The sequence below is a fragment of the Amycolatopsis sp. FBCC-B4732 genome (assembly GCF_023008405.1).
Lineage (GTDB): Bacteria > Actinomycetota > Actinomycetes > Mycobacteriales > Pseudonocardiaceae > Amycolatopsis > Amycolatopsis pretoriensis_A.
Window position 1 is genome coordinate 2,443,943 of sequence record NZ_CP095376.1, and the last position, 15,308, is coordinate 2,459,250.

A 15,308-nucleotide genomic window follows, 5' to 3' on the forward strand; every position below is an offset into this window, starting at 1 on the left:
GGAGCCGCAGCGCTCAGACCGCGATCCGCTCGCCGAGGCCGAGGGCGTTCACCAGGTCCAAGGTGCGGAAGCGGGTGCGGTCCTGACCGGCCGGGCGGACCAGGCCGTGCAGGACGAGGCGGCGGACGAACCGGGCGCCGGTCGCCGCCGGGATCCCGGTGAGGCCGGCCACGTCGCCGATCGACCAGCCCGCGTCGAGCCCGGTCAGGCGCGCCAGCAGGGAGACTTCGGCGTCGTCCAGGCCGCGGACCGCCGAGTCGAGGGTGTCGCGCAGCCCCGGGCGGTGGTCCGCGGTGAGCGCGAACGGGTCGGTGCGCACGTGCTCCAGGACATCGGCCGGCTCGTAGACCAGGAACCAGCAGGCGGCCGCCTCGAGCGCGGCCGGGATGCCGTCGAGGCGGCGGCAGAGCGCGGCGACGTCGGCCGCCGTGGTCCGGTCGACGGTGAACCCGGGCCGGACCTGGCGCACTTCGCGGACCAGCAACCGGACCGACGGCACAGCCGCGAGCGCGCCGGGGTCGTCGACGCCGGCGTCGGGTACGGCGAGCGGCGACAGCGGGAAGACGCGCTCGCCGGGCAGGCCGAACGGCGCCGGTGCGGTGGCGAGGACCCGCAGCCCGCGGCACTCGCGCAGCAGGACGGCCAGGTCGTCGAGCCGGACGCGGTCGGCCGGGTGCCCGTCGAGGACCAGCAGCGCCGGGCGGTCGCCGACGAGGACGGCGAGTTCCCCGAGGCCGGTGGTTCTCAGCAGGTCTTGGTGGCTCGTCGCGGACGACCACAGCACGAGCACGCCGCCCGATTCGTGCGCCCCGACGGCCACCTCCTGGGCGAGCCGGCTCTTGCCGACGCCGCCGAGCCCGGTGATGGTCACCAGCCGGTGACTGCCCGCGGCCAGCAGCTCGTGGACGGCCGCGACCTCTTCGTCGCGGCCGAGCAGCGCGTCCAGCGGCGCCGGTGGTGGCGCCGGGTCGGCGCACCGGAGCCGGAAGTCGCCGTCCGCCGGGTGGGCACCGGCCGCCTCGAAGGCCGCACGTTCGCGGCCGCGCAAGCCCAGTCCGTCGGCGATCAGCCGCACGGTGTCCCGGCGCGGCCGGTGCGCGCGGCCCGACTCGAGGTCGCGGATGGCGCGAATGCTCACCGTGGACAGGTCCGCCAATTGCCGCTGGGTGGCGCCGCGTTTTGCGCGGTGCGCCTTCAGCAGTTCACCGAAATTCCGCTGCACGAATAGTCCGTTCTCGTCAGCGCCGTCCCCGATCGCGGGGCCCGGCTTGGTCCGGATGCGGTTTCCACCACGGACCGAGCATCGTGAGCGCGGCTATCCCGGCGGTATCACGCAGCCGCACGGTGGGGGATAACCCGCGTGATAGCGCGCCGATATCGGGATTTCCTAACGTCGGAGGCACAAATCCAGCGCCCACTCCGGACGAAAAGAGACCAACGGTGCGTATTCTCCCGGCCCTGACCGCGATCGCCGCGGCGCTCCTCCTCCCGCTCCTCGGCACCACGACGGCCCAGGCGGACCCGGCGGACACCCCGTGGTCGACGACGGCGGACACCCCGTGGAGCGCGAGCCCGGTCGACACCCCGTGGGCGGCCCCGCTGGACACTCCGTGGAACGGAACGTCGGCCGACACCCCGTGGTGAACCGGCCCGGCGCTCGGCCCGGCCGCGCCGGCAGCGCCCGGCTCCGCTCAGCCGGGCAGGGCCTCCAGCGCCGCGAGGTCGGCGCGGACGCCTTCATCCGGATCCCCGCCCGTGATGCGGTTCTGCAGGTCCAGCGCCTCCCGCAACAACTTCCCGGCCTCATCGCGGCGGCCGAGGTGGGCGTGGGCCAGGCCGAGCCGGTGCAGGATGCGGGCTTCGCCGGCCAGATCACGGGCCGCGCGGGCCCGCGTCAGCAGGCCCGTCAGCAACTCCACCGCTTCCTCGTGCCGGCCCTGGCGCATCAGCAGCCCGCCGAGCCGGTAGCGCAGCTGCACCTCGACCCGCGGTGTGCCCGTCCGGTCGCAGATCCGCAGCGCCTCCGCCAGGTACGCCCCGGCGCGCTCCTCGTGGCCCACGTCGAGCTCCGTCTGCGCCAGCCTGCCGAGCACGTACGCCTCGCCGACCGGGTCGCCGGCCAGCCGGAACTCGATGAGCGCGCACTCGAACCGGGCCTGGGCCTGTGACTCCGCGCCGCGGGCCTCGTCCAGCAGGGCCAGGTTGCGGTGCGCCATCGCCTTGCCGTGGGCGTCGCCCAGCTCCTCGAACGTCGCCAGCGCGAGGGCGAGCGGCTCGGCCGCCGCGTCCGGGCGCGCGCGGCTCAGGTGCAGCGAACCCAGTGAGCACAGCAACGCGGCCTCGCCCCGGCGGTTGGCCGACGCGCGGACGGCCGTCAGCGCCAGCCGGTGCGTGCGCTCCCAGTCGTCGAAGTAGCAGCGGTTTTCGAACAGCGCGACCAGCGTGACCGCCAGGTCCCACGCCCACTCGTCCAGCCCCGCCTCGGCGGCCAGCGCGACGATCGAGCACAGGTTGTCCTGCTCGTCCTCGAACCACACCAGCGGATCGGTGAGGATCCGGTCGACGGCGCCGGCCGGCGGGCTCAGCCGGGGCGCCGAGCCGTGCAGCACGGTGAAGTCGCCGCCGTAGATGCGGTGGTGCGCCTCGCGGGCCAGGCCCAGCCAGCCGCTCGCGACCCGGGCGAGCGCCGCGCGCCGGCCGGCCGCCTGCTCGTGCTCGTCGAGCTGCTCGCGGGCGAACAGCCGGATCAGGTCGTGGAAGCGGTAGCGCGGGCTGCCGTCCCGCTCGACGGCCGAGATCTCCAGCATCTGCGCGTCGACGAGCCGTTCGAGCAGGTCGGCCGCCCGCATCGGGTCGGTCTCCAGCAGTGTCGCCGCCACCCAGACCGGGAAGCTGAGCCGGTCCAGGCAGCTCAGCAGCCGCAGCAGGCGCCGGGCGTCGTCGGCCAGGCCGTCGTAGGTCAGGGCGAGGCTGGCCCGCACCATCAGCTCGCCGTGCGCGAGCTCGTCGAGCCGGCGCCGTTCGTCCGAAAGCCGCTCCAGCATCCACGCGAGCGACCAGCTCGGGCGCGCGGCGAGCCGGGCCGCGACGATCCGCAGCGCGAGCGGCAAACCGCCGACGAGCCGGACCAGCGCGGTGGCCGCGGCCGGCTCGGCGGCCACCCGCTCCGCCCCGATCATCGTGGCGAGCAGCCCGGTCGCCTGCTCCGGGTCGAGCACGTCGACGTCCAGCACGCCGGCCCCGGCCAGCCCGGTCAGCCGGACGCGGCTGGTCACCAGCACGACGCAGCTGGACCGGCCCGGCAGCAGCTCGCGGACCTGGCGCTCCGACTCGGCGTCGTCCAGCACCACCAGCATCCGCTTGCCCGCCAGCCGCTGCCGGTACAGCTCCGCGCGTTCGTCGACCGACGCGGGCACCGCCGGGCCGGGGACGCCGAGGGCACGCAGGAACCGGCCGAGGACGTCGAGCGGCTCGGCCGGGTGCGCGCGGGTCCCGCCGAGGTCGCAGTAGAGCTGGCCGTCGGGCCAGTGGTCGTCGGCGATCCGGTGGGCCACGTGCACCGCGAGCACGGTCTTGCCGACGCCGGGCTTGCCCGCCAGCACCACCACCGGCGTCGCGCGCCGGCCCGGGTCGCCCAGCAGCAGCCGTTCGGTGTGCTCGACGAGCGCGTCGCGGGCGCTGAAGTCGGCGATGTCGGCCGGCAGCTGGAACGGCACGACCGGCGGCTGCACCGGCGCCGCGGGTGCTTCGGGAACCGGGCTCCGCCGGAGCGCGACGTCGTCGAGGAGGATCGCGGACTCCAGCCGGCGCAGCTCATCACCCGGTTCGAGCCCGAGCTGCTCGACGAGCAGTTCCCGGCCCGCGCGGTAGGTTTCCAGCGCCTCGGCCTGCCGCCCGGACCGGAAGAGCGCGAGCATCAGCTGGCCGCGCAGGCGTTCCCGCAGCGGGTTCTCGCTCACCCGGCTCGCCAGCTCACCGATCAGCTGGTGGTGCCGGCCGAGCCGCAGCCCGAGGTCGAAATGGGCTTCGACGGCGCTGAGCCGCTGTTCGTCGAGGTGGTTGGCCTTCGCCTCCAGCAGCCGGCTCCCGGTGCCACTCAGCGCGGGGCCGCGCCAGAGGGCGAGCGCGGTGTCGAGCGTGCGGGAGGCGTCTTCGAGCGCACCCGCGCGCGTGAGCCCGGCGGCCTCGGCGACGAGGTCGGTGAACGTCCGGGCGTCGAGCTGCCCGTCGGCGACCTGCAGTTCGTAACCCGGGCCGCGCGTCACGAGCGTGTCGGGACCGACCGCGGCCGCCAGCGCGCGCCGCAGCCGGGAGACGCAGATCTGGACCTGCGTCCGCGCCGTCGCCGGGGGACTGGCGTACCAGATCGCTTCGATCAGCTGGTCCAGGCTGACCACCCGGTTCGCCTCGACCAGCAGCGCGGCGAGGACGATCTGCTGCCGCCCGGGCGGGATGCGCAGTTCGCCGCCGGTGGTGTCCCGGATCTCGAGGGGGCCGAGGATGCGGTAGACGGGCTGCTCGCCGGACGGCCCGCTCGTCGAACTCACGCTGTTCCTCAATGCCGATCCGTGGCCGGGCACCGCGCTGCCCCGCGCTCACCCGGCCGTTCGTGGATTCCCCCTGGAACCGAAGTCTGTCTTCTGGGTGCGGATAAGCCCATAGTCCGAAAGCGTGAAGCTGTCGACGAAGGCGGTATTTGTACTTCCGCCGTTCGGCCCAGCCACGGCAATGTCCCCTGCCGCCACGACCTCACCGTGCGTCACCGTCACGGTGTGCAGTGTGTACCGCCGGGTCGGACCGGTCACGCGGAATTGTTCAATGGCGCCCCGCCCACGGATCGGCGCCATTCCCGGGTAATGCAGAACGGCGTCGGCCGTGAAAAGCGAACCGTATCCGTCGATGTCCCCGATATCGAGGTAGTGGTAACTGAGCCGCACGTGGTCGATTCCGACGGCGACGGTGTGTTCCCCTGCCTCCGCAGGCGCCATTTCGGCGTCCCTCCGCTGGGTCGTCCCGGGCCGGGGCCCCGGGGTCGGCCGCCGCCAGGACCGGCGGGTGCGCCCAGCTTGACCGGGCCCGCTTCCGAACCGCTATCAGCGGGCTATCGTCGCGACAGGAGACCGTGGAAGCGTGCCCGATGCGGATTCCGGGCCGGCCGCGCTCGGCGAGGTCGGCTACCCGAGGTGACGATCTCCGCCGCCGGGTCCAGCCCGGACCCGGCAGGTCACGCTTTTGGCCGGGACGACACCGAAGCCGGCCGTCGCCGAGTGCGGTGCTGCTCGCGGCCGGGGTGCCACCGCGGCCGGGGACGCAGGTGGTGGTCGGCTGAGCTCAGGCGGCCTTCAACGCGAGCAGGCTCTCCGCGGTGTCGGCGATCGTGTCTTCGATCGGCCGCGGTGACCAGCCCAGCACCCGCTGCGCCTTCGCCGAAGTGGCGTCGTAGTTGCGGCCGAGCTGCGGGCCCAGGATGCGCAGGCCGGGGTTGATCCGGGCGAGGGCCCGCGCGGTCCACACCGGCAGTTCGCGCGTGGGCACCTTCGCCGCCCGGTCGCCGAGGCGCTCGCGCAGTACCGCCGCGATCTCGCGCACCCAGAGGCTGTGCCCGGAGATCGCGAGGAACCGCTCGCCCGCCGCGGCCGGGTCGGTCATCGCCCGCAGGTGCAGGTCCGCGACGTCGCGCACGTCCACATAACCCATGGCGAACTTGGGCAGCGCGGGCAGGTCCCCGGCCAGCATCCGCTGCACCAGCCCCAGCGACGGCGAGTAGTCCGAGCCGAGCACCGGCCCGAACACGCCCACCGGGTTCACGACGGCGAGTTCGATGCCGCCGTGCTCGTCGACGAACCGCCAGGCCGCCTTTTCCGCGAGCGTCTTGGACTTCTGGTACGCCGGGATCCCGGCGTCCACATCGGACCAGTCCGCTTCGGTGAACACCCGTGACTTCTCCGGGTGCCCCATCCCGACCGCGCCGAACGCCGAGGTCAGCACCACCCGCTTCACCCCGGCCCCGCGCGCGGCCCGCAGCACGCGCAGCACGCCGTCCCGCGCGGGCACGACCATCTCGTCGTCGTCCTTGGGCACCCTGGTGAGGGTCGGCGAAGCGACGTGGAGCACGTAGTCGCAGCCCTCGACCGCTTCGCGCCAGCCGGCGTCCTGCTCGAGGTCGGCCCGCAACACGGTCAGCTTCGCGTCCGAGGGCGCCCCACCCGCCGTGAGCATCGCCCGTACCGCGGGCTCCTTCTTCAGATCCCGCACGGTGGTGCGGACCGTGTGGCCGTCGGCCAGCAGCGCGAGCACGCACCAGCTGCCGATGTACCCGGAGCCGCCGGTGACCAGTACTTCGGCCATGAGAAACCTCGCAAGTCGGAGGGAGTGCCTGGCGGGACGAGCGGTGCTCGCCTATGGTTCTGGAGAGGTCTCCATCTAAGGTAGTGGAGACCTCTCCGGATGGCAAGGACGGCACATGGTTCGCTCGGACGCCCGGGAAAACCGGGCACGCATCCTGCAGGTCGCCCGCGAGGCGTTCACCGAAGGGGGCGACGTCTCGATGAACCGGGTCGCGCAGCTCGCGGGGGTGGGGCCCGGCACCCTGTACCGGAACTTCCCGACCCGGGAGGCGCTCGTGCTCGCCATCTACCAGGACGAGGTCGACCGGCTGCTCGCGTCCGTCGAGACGCTGCTCGCGGAGCTGCCGCCGCTGGAGGCGCTGCGGAGCTGGACGGTCGAGCTGGTGGCCGCGATGCGCAAGAAGCACGGCCTCGGAGACGCGCTCAGCCCCGGTGGCCACCAGGCGATCACGGAGCAGACGTACGGCCCGGTCATCGCCGCGATCACGCGGCTGCTCGACGCGGGCAAGACCGGCGGAACCATCCGCGCCGACGCCGACCCCCGCGACTTCCTGCAGCTCACGGGTGCCCTCTGGCGGGCGGCGTCGGGACCGGAGGATCGGTCGGGGTCGATGCTGGCGTTGATCCTCGACGGCTTGAGTGCCCGCCGCTGAAGCGTCGTGGGGTACCGCTGGGCATGGCTGACTCCTGGTGAGCCGGCCCCTGTGCGGGTGGCGGTGCCACGCAGGAGGATCGGGGTGGAACCGGTTCCGAGGATCGCTCCGCGGGGCCGAACTGTCAAGCCTTGACAGGCCGGTGCCGGTGGTATGAACCTTTCTACCGATCGTCCCCGCCGGCCCCCGTGGGCATCCGCCCGGCGCTCAGGGGCGAGCCGGACGACGCCGTCCCCTGACCGGCGGCGGGTCCGCCCACTTCCCCGGCCAGGGAGGAACCATGCCCACGAACGCCCCGCCGCGGCTGCGTCGCCGCGGACCCAGCACCCGGCTGGCGACCTTGGCGGCGGCCCTCGCGGTCGCCGTGCTGGGGCTCGCCGCCCCCGACGCGAACGCGGCCGACCCCCTGATCTCCCAAGGCAAAGCCGTCACCGCGTCCTCGGTCGAGAACGCCGGGACCCCCGCGACCGCCGCCGTGGACGGGAACACCGCCACCCGGTGGTCGTCGCAGTTCAGCGATCCACAGTGGATCCGGATCGACCTCGGCGGCGCCGCGACGGTGAGCCAGGTCGTGCTGCGCTGGGAGGCCGCCTACGCCACGGCGTACCAGATCCAGCTGTCCGACAACGGATCCACCTGGTCCACTGTGTACCAGACGACGACCGCCACCGGCGGCACCCAGACGCTGAACGTCACCGGCTCCGGGCGGTACGTGCGCCTGAACACCACCGCGCGGGCGACACCGTACGGCGTCTCGCTCTGGGAGTTCCAGGTCTACGGCACCGGCGGCGGCACCGTCCCGACGCAGCCCGGCACCCCGCCGGACTCGTTCTGGGGTGACACGAGCACCATTCCCGCCGCCCGCAACGTGCTCACCGTCAAGGTGCTCAACCGCACCAACGGCAAGTACCCGGACAGCCAGGTGTTCTGGAACTTCGGCGGCCAGACCCACTCGATCGCCGAGCAGCCCTACATCGACATGCCCGCCAACTCCGCCGGGCGGATGTACTTCTACCTCGGCACCCCGAACGGCCAGTACGCCGACTTCATCGAGTTCACCGTCGGGCCGGACGTCTTCAACGGCAACACCACCCGCGTCGACGCGTTCGCGCTGAAGCTGGCGATGCGGCTGCACGCCCACGACGGCTACGACGTCCAGGTGGGCGACGACTACCCGACCTTCCAGGAGGACCGGTCGGCCACCTTCGCGAAGTTCCAGGCCGAGGTGCCGGCGGAGTTCAAGGGCCTGGCGACGGTGAACGCGCCGTACCGGATCCCCGCGCCGGGCAGCGCGCCGGACTTCCGCGCCGGCGGCAAGTACGCGAACTACTTCACCGCCTACGCGCAGTCGGTGGGCGTCAACGAGCCCACGTCGAACATCACCGGGTGCGCCGGCTCGCTGGCCGGCAACCCCGACATGTGCGCGGCGCTCAACCGGCACACCGCGCACCTCCCGCAGTCGCAGTGGCAGGACCCGGCGCGGTACTACCAGGCGGCGCCGGCGAACTACTACGCGAAGTTCTGGCACGACCACGGCATCAACGGCCTCGCGTACGGCTTCCCGTACGACGACGTGGCGGCGCAGTCCTCGTTCGTGTCCCACGGTGACCCGCAGTGGCTGGTGGTCGCCGTCGGCTGGTGATCCCCGGTGACGACGGCGTGGCGGCCCCGGTCGCCACGCCGTCGTCCGCTGTCCGGGCTCAGCTCGTGGTCGCGGCGGCGCGGCGGGCGCGGTAGGCGCGCATCTTGTGGCGGGCGCCGCAGACCGACGTCTCGCACCAGCGGCTCACCGCGTTGGGGGAGCGGTCGTAGTAGGCCCACAGGCAGTCTTCGGCACCGCAGATCTTCAAGCGCGCCAACGAGCCGTCGAGGCGCGCGGTGACCAGCGTGGCCAGCACCCGGGTGATCGCCGTGTCCAGCGCGGTGGCGCCGTCGCCGACGAACTCCGCGCCGGGCGGGCCGGCCTGCAGGAGCGGGCGGGTGCCGGTGCGGGCCAGCTCGCCGTTGAGCACGGCCGCCGCGGCGGGTGCGCCCTCGCCGCCGTGCAGCAGCTGCCGCAGCGCCTCGCGGACCCGGCTCATCCGGGTCAGGTCCGCCTCCGACGGCCGGGCCGGGCAGGGCAGTCCCTGCGCTTCGGTCCACGCCAGCAGGCCGGCCGGCGCGGTGAAGTCGTCCCGGTCCTCCAGCAGCTCGCGGGTGTTCACCAGGCTCTGGAGCACGGTGAGCGGGGGTGGTGCCGCCGGTCTCGGGGTCATGACCAGCAGGTTACCAGTAAGTTCGTCCGCTGGTTACCACGAATGGCGCAATCCGGGGCGTTTCAGGTGTTTACCGAGAAATATTCCGGGTACTGCCACTCGGCTGGGTTACCAACACTCGGCTTGGTTGGTAACGTCGATCGTATCAAGCCGAGGAGGTGAACATCGTGACCGAAACCACCGCTGAACGCCGTTCACCGGCCCGGGTCGTGCGCCCGGTGCTGCCGGTGGCCGCGGCCGACCTGGCGGACGGCATGGCCTTCGGTGCCCTCGCGGCCTCGGTCGGGATGGGTGTGCTGGCCCCCGTGGCCATGTCGCTGCTGGTGTTCTCCGGCAGCGCCCAGTACGGCGCCGTCGCGGTCATCGGGCAGCACGGCTCGGTCTGGGCCGTGGTCGGTGCCGCGGCCGCGCTCAACGCGCGTTACCTGTTGATGGGCACCACGATCGCCCCGGCGCTGACCGGGTCGGCGTGGTCGCGGGCGGGGACGGCGCTGCTGATCACCGACGGGTCCTGGGCGATCGCCCACCGCGGTGACGGGCGCTACGACCTGCGGACCCTGCGCGTGGCCGGAGCGCTGTGCCTGTGCGGCTGGACGGCGGGGACGGCGCTGGGCGCCATCCTCGGCGACGCCATCGGCGACCCGGGCCGGCTCGGCCTGGACGCCGCCTACCCGGTGTTCTTCCTCGGCTTGCTGCGCGCGCACCTGAAAACCGCGCGTGCGTGGATCCTGGCGGTCCTCGGCGTCGTCGCGGCGGGTGCGCTGGTTTCGTGGGCGCCCCCGGGTGTCCCGGTGCTGGTCGCCGGCGCCGCGGGTGCCGTGGCCGGCGCGGCCTTGGGGGTGCGGCGATGACGTACCAATGGGTGATCGTGCTGGCGCTCGGCGCCACCGCGCTCACGTTGCGGGTGGTCGTGCCGCTCGCGGCGGGCGGGCGGGAACTGCCTCCCTGGCTGCGCAACGCGCTGACGTGCGCGACCCCGGCCCTCATCGCCGGGCTCGTGGTCACCTTGCTGTGGCCGACCTCGGGGGACGTGTCTTCGACGCGGACGCTCACCGCGCTGGCGGGCGTCGGCGCCGGGGTCGCGTTGCTGGCCGGCAAGCGGTCCATCCTGACCGCGATGATCGGCGCCGCCGTCGTGAGCGCTGTGCTGCGCCTCGTGTTCGGCTGATTCCGAAGTCGGGGCAAGCGACTCGGCCGTGAATCGCAGGAAAAGCTCGCAGGTTCGAAAAGTGTGCTCATCCCGCGGAGAGGATGAAGGGGATGACGGGGCGATGCTGGTCTTTTGGAGTGAAGGACGTTGCCGTACCGGCCACGGCGGGTGAAAGCGCCGAGAGCTGCCGCCCGCCCGATGGGAGCAGTTTCCCGGTCCGGGCCGGGTGGTATCCGCAAACCGGAAAACAAAAGGTCGTCCACCGGCGGGAAAACGCCGCGGATGCCGATCGGGGGAACGTCGTCGTGAAAGGTACCGTGCCGGTGGTTTGCCACCGGCCGCTGGGAGGTTTCGTGTCCGGGTCCGGGTTGCTCCACCGCCGCGAGGACGCGGCCGATCGGAGAACTGCTCAACGCGACCACGGCGTGCGTGCGGCGGTGCCGCGAAAATCCACCCCGTTCAGCGAAAGGAACACTCGCCCGGGTACGGGGTTCGAACCCCGTACCGCTCGCGCGGACCGGTGGTGAACCGAGCTGTGGACACCGCATCGTTGACGACCTTCCTGAGCGTCGCCGAGAAGTCCAGCTTCACCAAGGCGGCCGGTGACCTGAGCGTCGCCCAGCCGACGGTCACCGCCCGGATCAAGAAACTGGAGCGCGACCTCGCCTGCGACCTGTTCCACCGCACCGGCGCGCTCGTCCGGCTCACCACGGCGGGCCAGCGCTTCCGGCGCTACGCCCACAAGATCGTGAAGCTGAGCCGGCTGGCGGAGGAGACCGTGCTGGAAGGCACCGCGGTCGGCGACGTGCTGACCGTCGGCGCCGACAGCGGCCTCACGTCCTACCGGCTGGTGCCGATCGTCGAGTACCTGTACCGGCGGCACCCCGAGCTCGCACTGGAGATCCGGCCGCTGGAAGAAGACCCGTGGAGCCGGATCGGCGATTCCGATGTGGACTGTGCCTTTTTCATCGACGTCTGCGAATCGTCGTCGAAGGCCGACTCGACGTTGCTGTGCCCGGAGCCGCTCGTGGTGGTCGCCGGCCAGGACGGCCCGGTCGGCTCGGAGCCGGTCCCGACGGCGCGCTTGGCGCGGCAACCCCTGCTGTGCGCCCATCGGGGAAGCGGTTACCAGCGGCTGTTCGAGCGCACACTGGGCGACGCCGCCGACACCCGGGTGCGTGCCCTGACGTTCGGCTCGATCGACGCGGTGAAGCACGCGCTGACGGCGGGCCTGGGTATTTCCCTGCTGCCCCGCCTCAGCGTGGCGAAGGAGCTGGCGGAGGGCCGTCTGGTGGAGGTGCCGTGGACGGCGCCGTTCCAGGTCTTCACCCAGGTCGCCTGGCACCGCGAAATCCGCACGGACCCGAGGTTTTCGGTGTTGCTGGACGCGGCCGCCCGCGCGACGGCGGAGCAGGTCGCGGACGCGGGCATGCGCCCGGCTCGCCGTTCTGCTCTCTGAACCGAGTTCGCCCGGCAAGAAGCCCGGCCCGCCGATCCGGCGGACCGGGCTTTCGGGCTTCGAGCGTCTGGGATCGCCAAGGGGCCTGCCGCCGACGATTGCGGTGCGGGGTTGCGGCACGCAGACCTCGCGGGCTGGTGCCGATCCGGCTGGGGACGCGGCCGGCCGAAGGGCCGGCCTGCCGGAAGGCCGGCCTGCCGGAAGCGGGCGAGGGCGCGGGAAGCAGCCGAGCGCCGGGGCCGCCAAAGCAGCCGAGCGCCGGGCCCCGCCGGAAGCAGGCCGAGCGCCAGGCCTTCCGCGAAGCAGGTGCCGGGCGTTCCTGATCGCTCACCCCCGAGAGGGTTTCGCCGCCGCCCGTGAGGCACTGTGGCCAGCAGCGCTTAGCAAAAGCCCGGCCCGCCGATCCGGCGGGCCGGGCTCTCCGGCTCCTCAAGCCCCCAACGGGTACTGCTCCCTCCCGTAGAGCACCGTCGGGGCCGCGTTCGTGTCCCGCAGCCAGACCACCTTGCCCACCACCACCGTGTGATCCAGCAGCGTCGCGGTGTCTCCCACCTCGCAGACCAGCGCCATCCCCGCCGCCGAGAGCACCGGGATGCTGCGCTCCGGCTGCCACGGGACGCCGTCGAAGCGCTCGGCCGGGCTGCCCGTCGCGAACTTGCGGGTCAGCGCCCGCTGGGACCAGGACAGTGTGTTGACGGCGAACGATCCCGTGCCGAGGATCGCCGCGAGGGTGCGGCTGTGGGTGCCCAACGACACCAGGACGCTCGGGGTGTCCGCCGAAAGGGACATCACCGCGTTGGCCGTGCAGCCGACCGGGGTGTCCTCGGTGACCGTCGTCAACACCGTGACGCCGGTCGGCAGTTTCGCGATCGCGCGGCAAAACCCCTCCGTCGGCACCAGGTCCGGTACGGTGCCGAGCGGGGCCTTCGTGGCTTGTGCGGTTGCCATGGTCTTCCCTTCCGGTGCGCCGGCGGTCATCCGCGCTGCCCGATCGCGTGCGCGGTGAGTGCCGAACGGTCGATCTTGCCGTTGACGTTGAGCGGCAGCGTGTCCAGCACCGTGAGCCGGCGGGGCACCATGTACCCGGGCAGCCGGGCGGCCGCCGCGGTGAGCAGCCGGTCGGGGTCGAGGCCCGAACCCGTGCACACCGCTTCGAGCTCGGTCGTGCCGCCGCTGCCGGGCAGGGCCAGCACGATCGCGTCGCGCACCGCCTCCTGGTCCCGCAGCACGGCCTCGATCTCGCCGAGCTCGACGCGGTAGCCCTGCACCTTCACCTGCTGGTCCGACCGTCCCAAGTGGACGAGCGCACCGTCCTGCCAGGACACCCGGTCCCCGGTGCGGTACCAGGCGGTGTCGTCGAGCTCGTCGTCCGCGCCGTGCAGCCGCGCGGTCTCCTCGCCCGGGCCGAAGTGGTAGAACCGCCCTTCGTTGGCGGCCGGGTCGAGGTAGCCGGGGAAGCGCTGGGGGCCGCGGGCGCAGAGTTCGCCCTCCACGGCGGGACGGCCCTGGTCGTCGAGCACGACGTGGCTGACGCTGGGGTGGGGGCGCCCGATCGGCACGGTCCCGTTGGGCGTCACCGGCCAGTCCGCCGGGTCGGCCGGCAGCCGGAACTCGGCGCAGCTGATCGTCAGTTCCGTGGGCCCGTACAGGTTTTCCACGACGCCGCCGGGTGCGGCGCGCTGCCACGCCTCGGCCTGGTGCGTGGTCAGCGGCTCGCCGCAGAAGAGGCTCCAGCGCAGTGACGGCATGCTGTCCGGCCGCAGGCTGCGCAGCCGCTGGGCGTAGGACACCATCGACGGCACGGCGAACCAGTGCGTGAGCCGCTTCTCCGCGACGAACCGCACCGGCGCCAGCAGGTCCTCGCGGCTGGGGACGACGAGCGTCGCACCGCCGCTCCACGCCGTGAACATGTCGAACACCGACAGGTCGAAGGTCAGGTCGAACGTCTGCGAGACGCGGCTGCCCGGCGCCATCCCGTACCGCGGCACGACGTGGCCGAGGTAGGCGCAGACGTTGCGGTGCCGGATCGGGACGCCCTTGGGCTTCCCGGTCGAGCCCGAGGTGAACAGGATGTAGGCCAGGTCACCGGTGCGCGGCTCCGGCGGGGTGCGCGCGGCGCCGTCGCTAGGTTCGGCCATCACCAGTTCCGGCACGCCGAGCCCGGCCGTCTCCTCGGTGAGGACCAGGTCGAGGCCGGCGGCTTCGGCGATCATCCGGTTGCGCTCTTGGGGAAAGGCCGGGTTGAGCGGGACGGCGGTGCTGCCGAGCCGGTGCGCGGCCAGGTAACCGGCGTACGTCAGCACGCTGCGCTCGGCCAGGATGCCGATCCGGGCGGGCACGGACCCCACCGCGGTGACGGCTTCGGCGGCGATGTGCCCGGCGAGCTCTCGCAGTCCGGCGTAGGTCAGGGTGCGCGCTCCGACTTCGAGCGCTGGTTCGGCGGCGTGCTTTTCGGCCGACTCGGCGAACCACTGGTACAGGGTCTCCATGGTGCTCATGCCTCCGATACGGGCTCGGTGGTCGTCTTTTCCTGGACGCGCAGCAGGTCGTCGAAGGTCCGCCGCAGCAGGCCGGCGCGCGGCCGCCCCCGGACGGCGGATTCCGCGGCGAACCGGACGACCTTCGGCAGCTCGCCCCAGCTGACCGCCGCCGCGGCCGCGGCCTCCGCGCAGATGTCGCCGTTCGCGGCGAGCACTTCGAGGTGGTAGGTGTAGTGCCGGCTCGCCGCCCAGAGGTCGTCGCCGTAGCGGGCGGCGGCGGTCTCGTCCCCGGTCAGCACGTCGCTGACGCGCTCGAGCGTCTCGGGCAGGCCGTGCGTCCAGGGGGCCGGGTCGTCGGCGGGGGTTTCGCCGGTGGTGCGGGCCAGCCAGCGGAACCGGTCGGCGTGCACCGGTTCGGCGGCAGTGCCGAGCGCGTAGCGGTCGCGGTTGGCGATCTCCGCCGGCCACGGTGTGTGCGGGGCCAGCGCGCGCTCCAGCGTGGCGTCGTCCAGCCAGCCGAGGAACGGTTCCTGTTCGCCCAGCGGGGTCAGCGCGCGGAAGTGGTCGGCCACCAGCCACCGCCCGTCACGCCGGGCGAGCAGCAGCAGCCAGTGCGGTGAGTGCGCGGTCTCGTGCGCCGGCGACCAGGGCAGGTGGAAGGTGTCGGCGACGGTCAGCACCCGCCCCGACTGGGCGATCTCGGCGTGGAACCCGGCCGCGGCCCCCTCCCAGCCGGTCGCGCCGAAGTAGCCGAGCGGTGCGCCGTCTTCGACGCGGGTGTGCTGGGAGAACACCAGGTCCCCGGGCCCGCTGTCGCTGCGGACCGCCAGCCGGACGGCGTGCGCCAGCCGGGTCTTGACGCCGGGGTCGTCGACTTCGAGGTAGGCCACCAGGTTGGTGGTGTAGCAGCTGAGTTCCGGGACTACGTCCGGGGCGTTGATGAGGTGCACGTCGACCTCCCTTG

Annotated in this window: 14 protein-coding genes; 6 read left to right on the plus strand and 8 right to left on the minus strand. The window is 73.0% G+C overall.

The genetic code is table 11. From position 1 onward, the window contains the following. Nucleotides 1-13: 13 nt before the first annotated feature. On the minus strand, nt 14-1,222 hold the full coding sequence (locus tag MUY14_RS10450) for a helix-turn-helix domain-containing protein (protein ID WP_247022754.1): 1,209 nt from the start codon (nt 1,220-1,222) through the stop codon (nt 14-16). 218 nt (nt 1,223-1,440) lie between these two features. Here MUY14_RS10450 and MUY14_RS10455 point away from each other — a divergent pair, with 218 nt between their 5' ends. After that, nucleotides 1,441-1,644 (plus strand): hypothetical protein, encoded by a 204-nt coding sequence (locus tag MUY14_RS10455; RefSeq protein WP_247022755.1) that lies wholly within the window; start codon nt 1,441-1,443, stop codon nt 1,642-1,644. Between the two features lie 47 nt (nt 1,645-1,691). Here MUY14_RS10455 and MUY14_RS10460 read toward each other — a convergent pair whose 3' ends face one another. From MUY14_RS10460 to MUY14_RS10470, 3 genes are all read right to left on the minus strand, one after another. Next, nucleotides 1,692-4,547 carry an AfsR/SARP family transcriptional regulator gene (locus MUY14_RS10460; protein ID WP_247022756.1) on the minus strand — a complete coding sequence of 952 codons (2,856 nt, stop codon included), beginning with the start codon at nt 4,545-4,547 and terminating at the stop codon, nt 1,692-1,694. A gap of 48 nt (nt 4,548-4,595) precedes the next feature. Further along, nucleotides 4,596-4,988 (minus strand): nuclear transport factor 2 family protein, encoded by a 393-nt coding sequence (locus MUY14_RS10465; protein WP_247022757.1) that lies wholly within the window; start codon nt 4,986-4,988, stop codon nt 4,596-4,598. Nucleotides 4,989-5,331: 343 nt separating this feature from the next. Beyond that, entirely contained in the window at nt 5,332-6,348 is a 1,017-nt protein-coding gene (locus MUY14_RS10470; RefSeq protein WP_247022758.1) for an aldehyde reductase, read from the minus strand. Between the two features lie 115 nt (nt 6,349-6,463). On the opposite strand from MUY14_RS10470, the gene MUY14_RS10475 reads away from it, so the two are divergent. Then, complete coding sequence (locus MUY14_RS10475; protein ID WP_247022759.1) at nt 6,464-7,000, plus strand: TetR/AcrR family transcriptional regulator; 537 nt, start codon at nt 6,464-6,466, stop codon at nt 6,998-7,000. A gap of 280 nt (nt 7,001-7,280) precedes the next feature. Then, a complete protein-coding gene (locus MUY14_RS47100; RefSeq protein WP_315863267.1) occupies nt 7,281-8,642 on the plus strand; it encodes a beta-1,3-glucanase family protein in 1,362 nt (453 codons plus the stop codon). A gap of 58 nt (nt 8,643-8,700) precedes the next feature. On the opposite strand, the gene MUY14_RS10490 is transcribed toward MUY14_RS47100, so the two are convergent. Next, nucleotides 8,701-9,255 (minus strand): CGNR zinc finger domain-containing protein, encoded by a 555-nt coding sequence (locus tag MUY14_RS10490; RefSeq protein ID WP_247022760.1) that lies wholly within the window; start codon nt 9,253-9,255, stop codon nt 8,701-8,703. Between the two features lie 167 nt (nt 9,256-9,422). Here MUY14_RS10490 and MUY14_RS10495 point away from each other — a divergent pair, with 167 nt between their 5' ends. The 3 genes from MUY14_RS10495 (at nt 9,423) to MUY14_RS10505 (ending at nt 11,864) form a co-directional block, all read left to right on the plus strand. Continuing rightward, entirely contained in the window at nt 9,423-10,106 is a 684-nt protein-coding gene (locus MUY14_RS10495; protein ID WP_247022761.1) for an AzlC family ABC transporter permease, read from the plus strand. Then, nucleotides 10,103-10,423: an AzlD domain-containing protein gene (locus MUY14_RS10500; RefSeq protein ID WP_247022762.1), complete on the plus strand. Its 321-nt coding sequence runs from the start codon at nt 10,103-10,105 to the stop codon at nt 10,421-10,423. The genes MUY14_RS10495 and MUY14_RS10500 overlap by 4 nt, the downstream gene beginning before the upstream one ends. Nucleotides 10,424-10,955: 532 nt before the next feature. Next, nucleotides 10,956-11,864 carry a LysR family transcriptional regulator gene (locus MUY14_RS10505; RefSeq protein ID WP_247022763.1) on the plus strand — a complete coding sequence of 303 codons (909 nt, stop codon included), beginning with the start codon at nt 10,956-10,958 and terminating at the stop codon, nt 11,862-11,864. Between the two features lie 429 nt (nt 11,865-12,293). On the opposite strand, the gene MUY14_RS10510 is transcribed toward MUY14_RS10505, so the two are convergent. Genes MUY14_RS10510 through MUY14_RS10520 form a run of 3 tightly spaced genes read right to left on the minus strand, consistent with a single transcriptional unit; the run spans nt 12,294 to nt 15,294 of the window. Further along, the gene (locus tag MUY14_RS10510) at nt 12,294-12,812 is read right to left on the minus strand and encodes a flavin reductase family protein (protein ID WP_247022764.1); all 519 of its coding nucleotides are present in this window, start codon (nt 12,810-12,812) and stop codon (nt 12,294-12,296) included. Between the two features lie 26 nt (nt 12,813-12,838). Next, nucleotides 12,839-14,353 carry an amino acid adenylation domain-containing protein gene (locus tag MUY14_RS10515; RefSeq protein ID WP_396126844.1) on the minus strand — a complete coding sequence of 505 codons (1,515 nt, stop codon included), beginning with the start codon at nt 14,351-14,353 and terminating at the stop codon, nt 12,839-12,841. Nucleotides 14,354-14,358: 5 nt separating this feature from the next. Next, complete coding sequence (locus tag MUY14_RS10520; protein WP_247022766.1) at nt 14,359-15,294, minus strand: hypothetical protein; 936 nt, start codon at nt 15,292-15,294, stop codon at nt 14,359-14,361. Nucleotides 15,295-15,308: the final 14 nt, after the last annotated feature.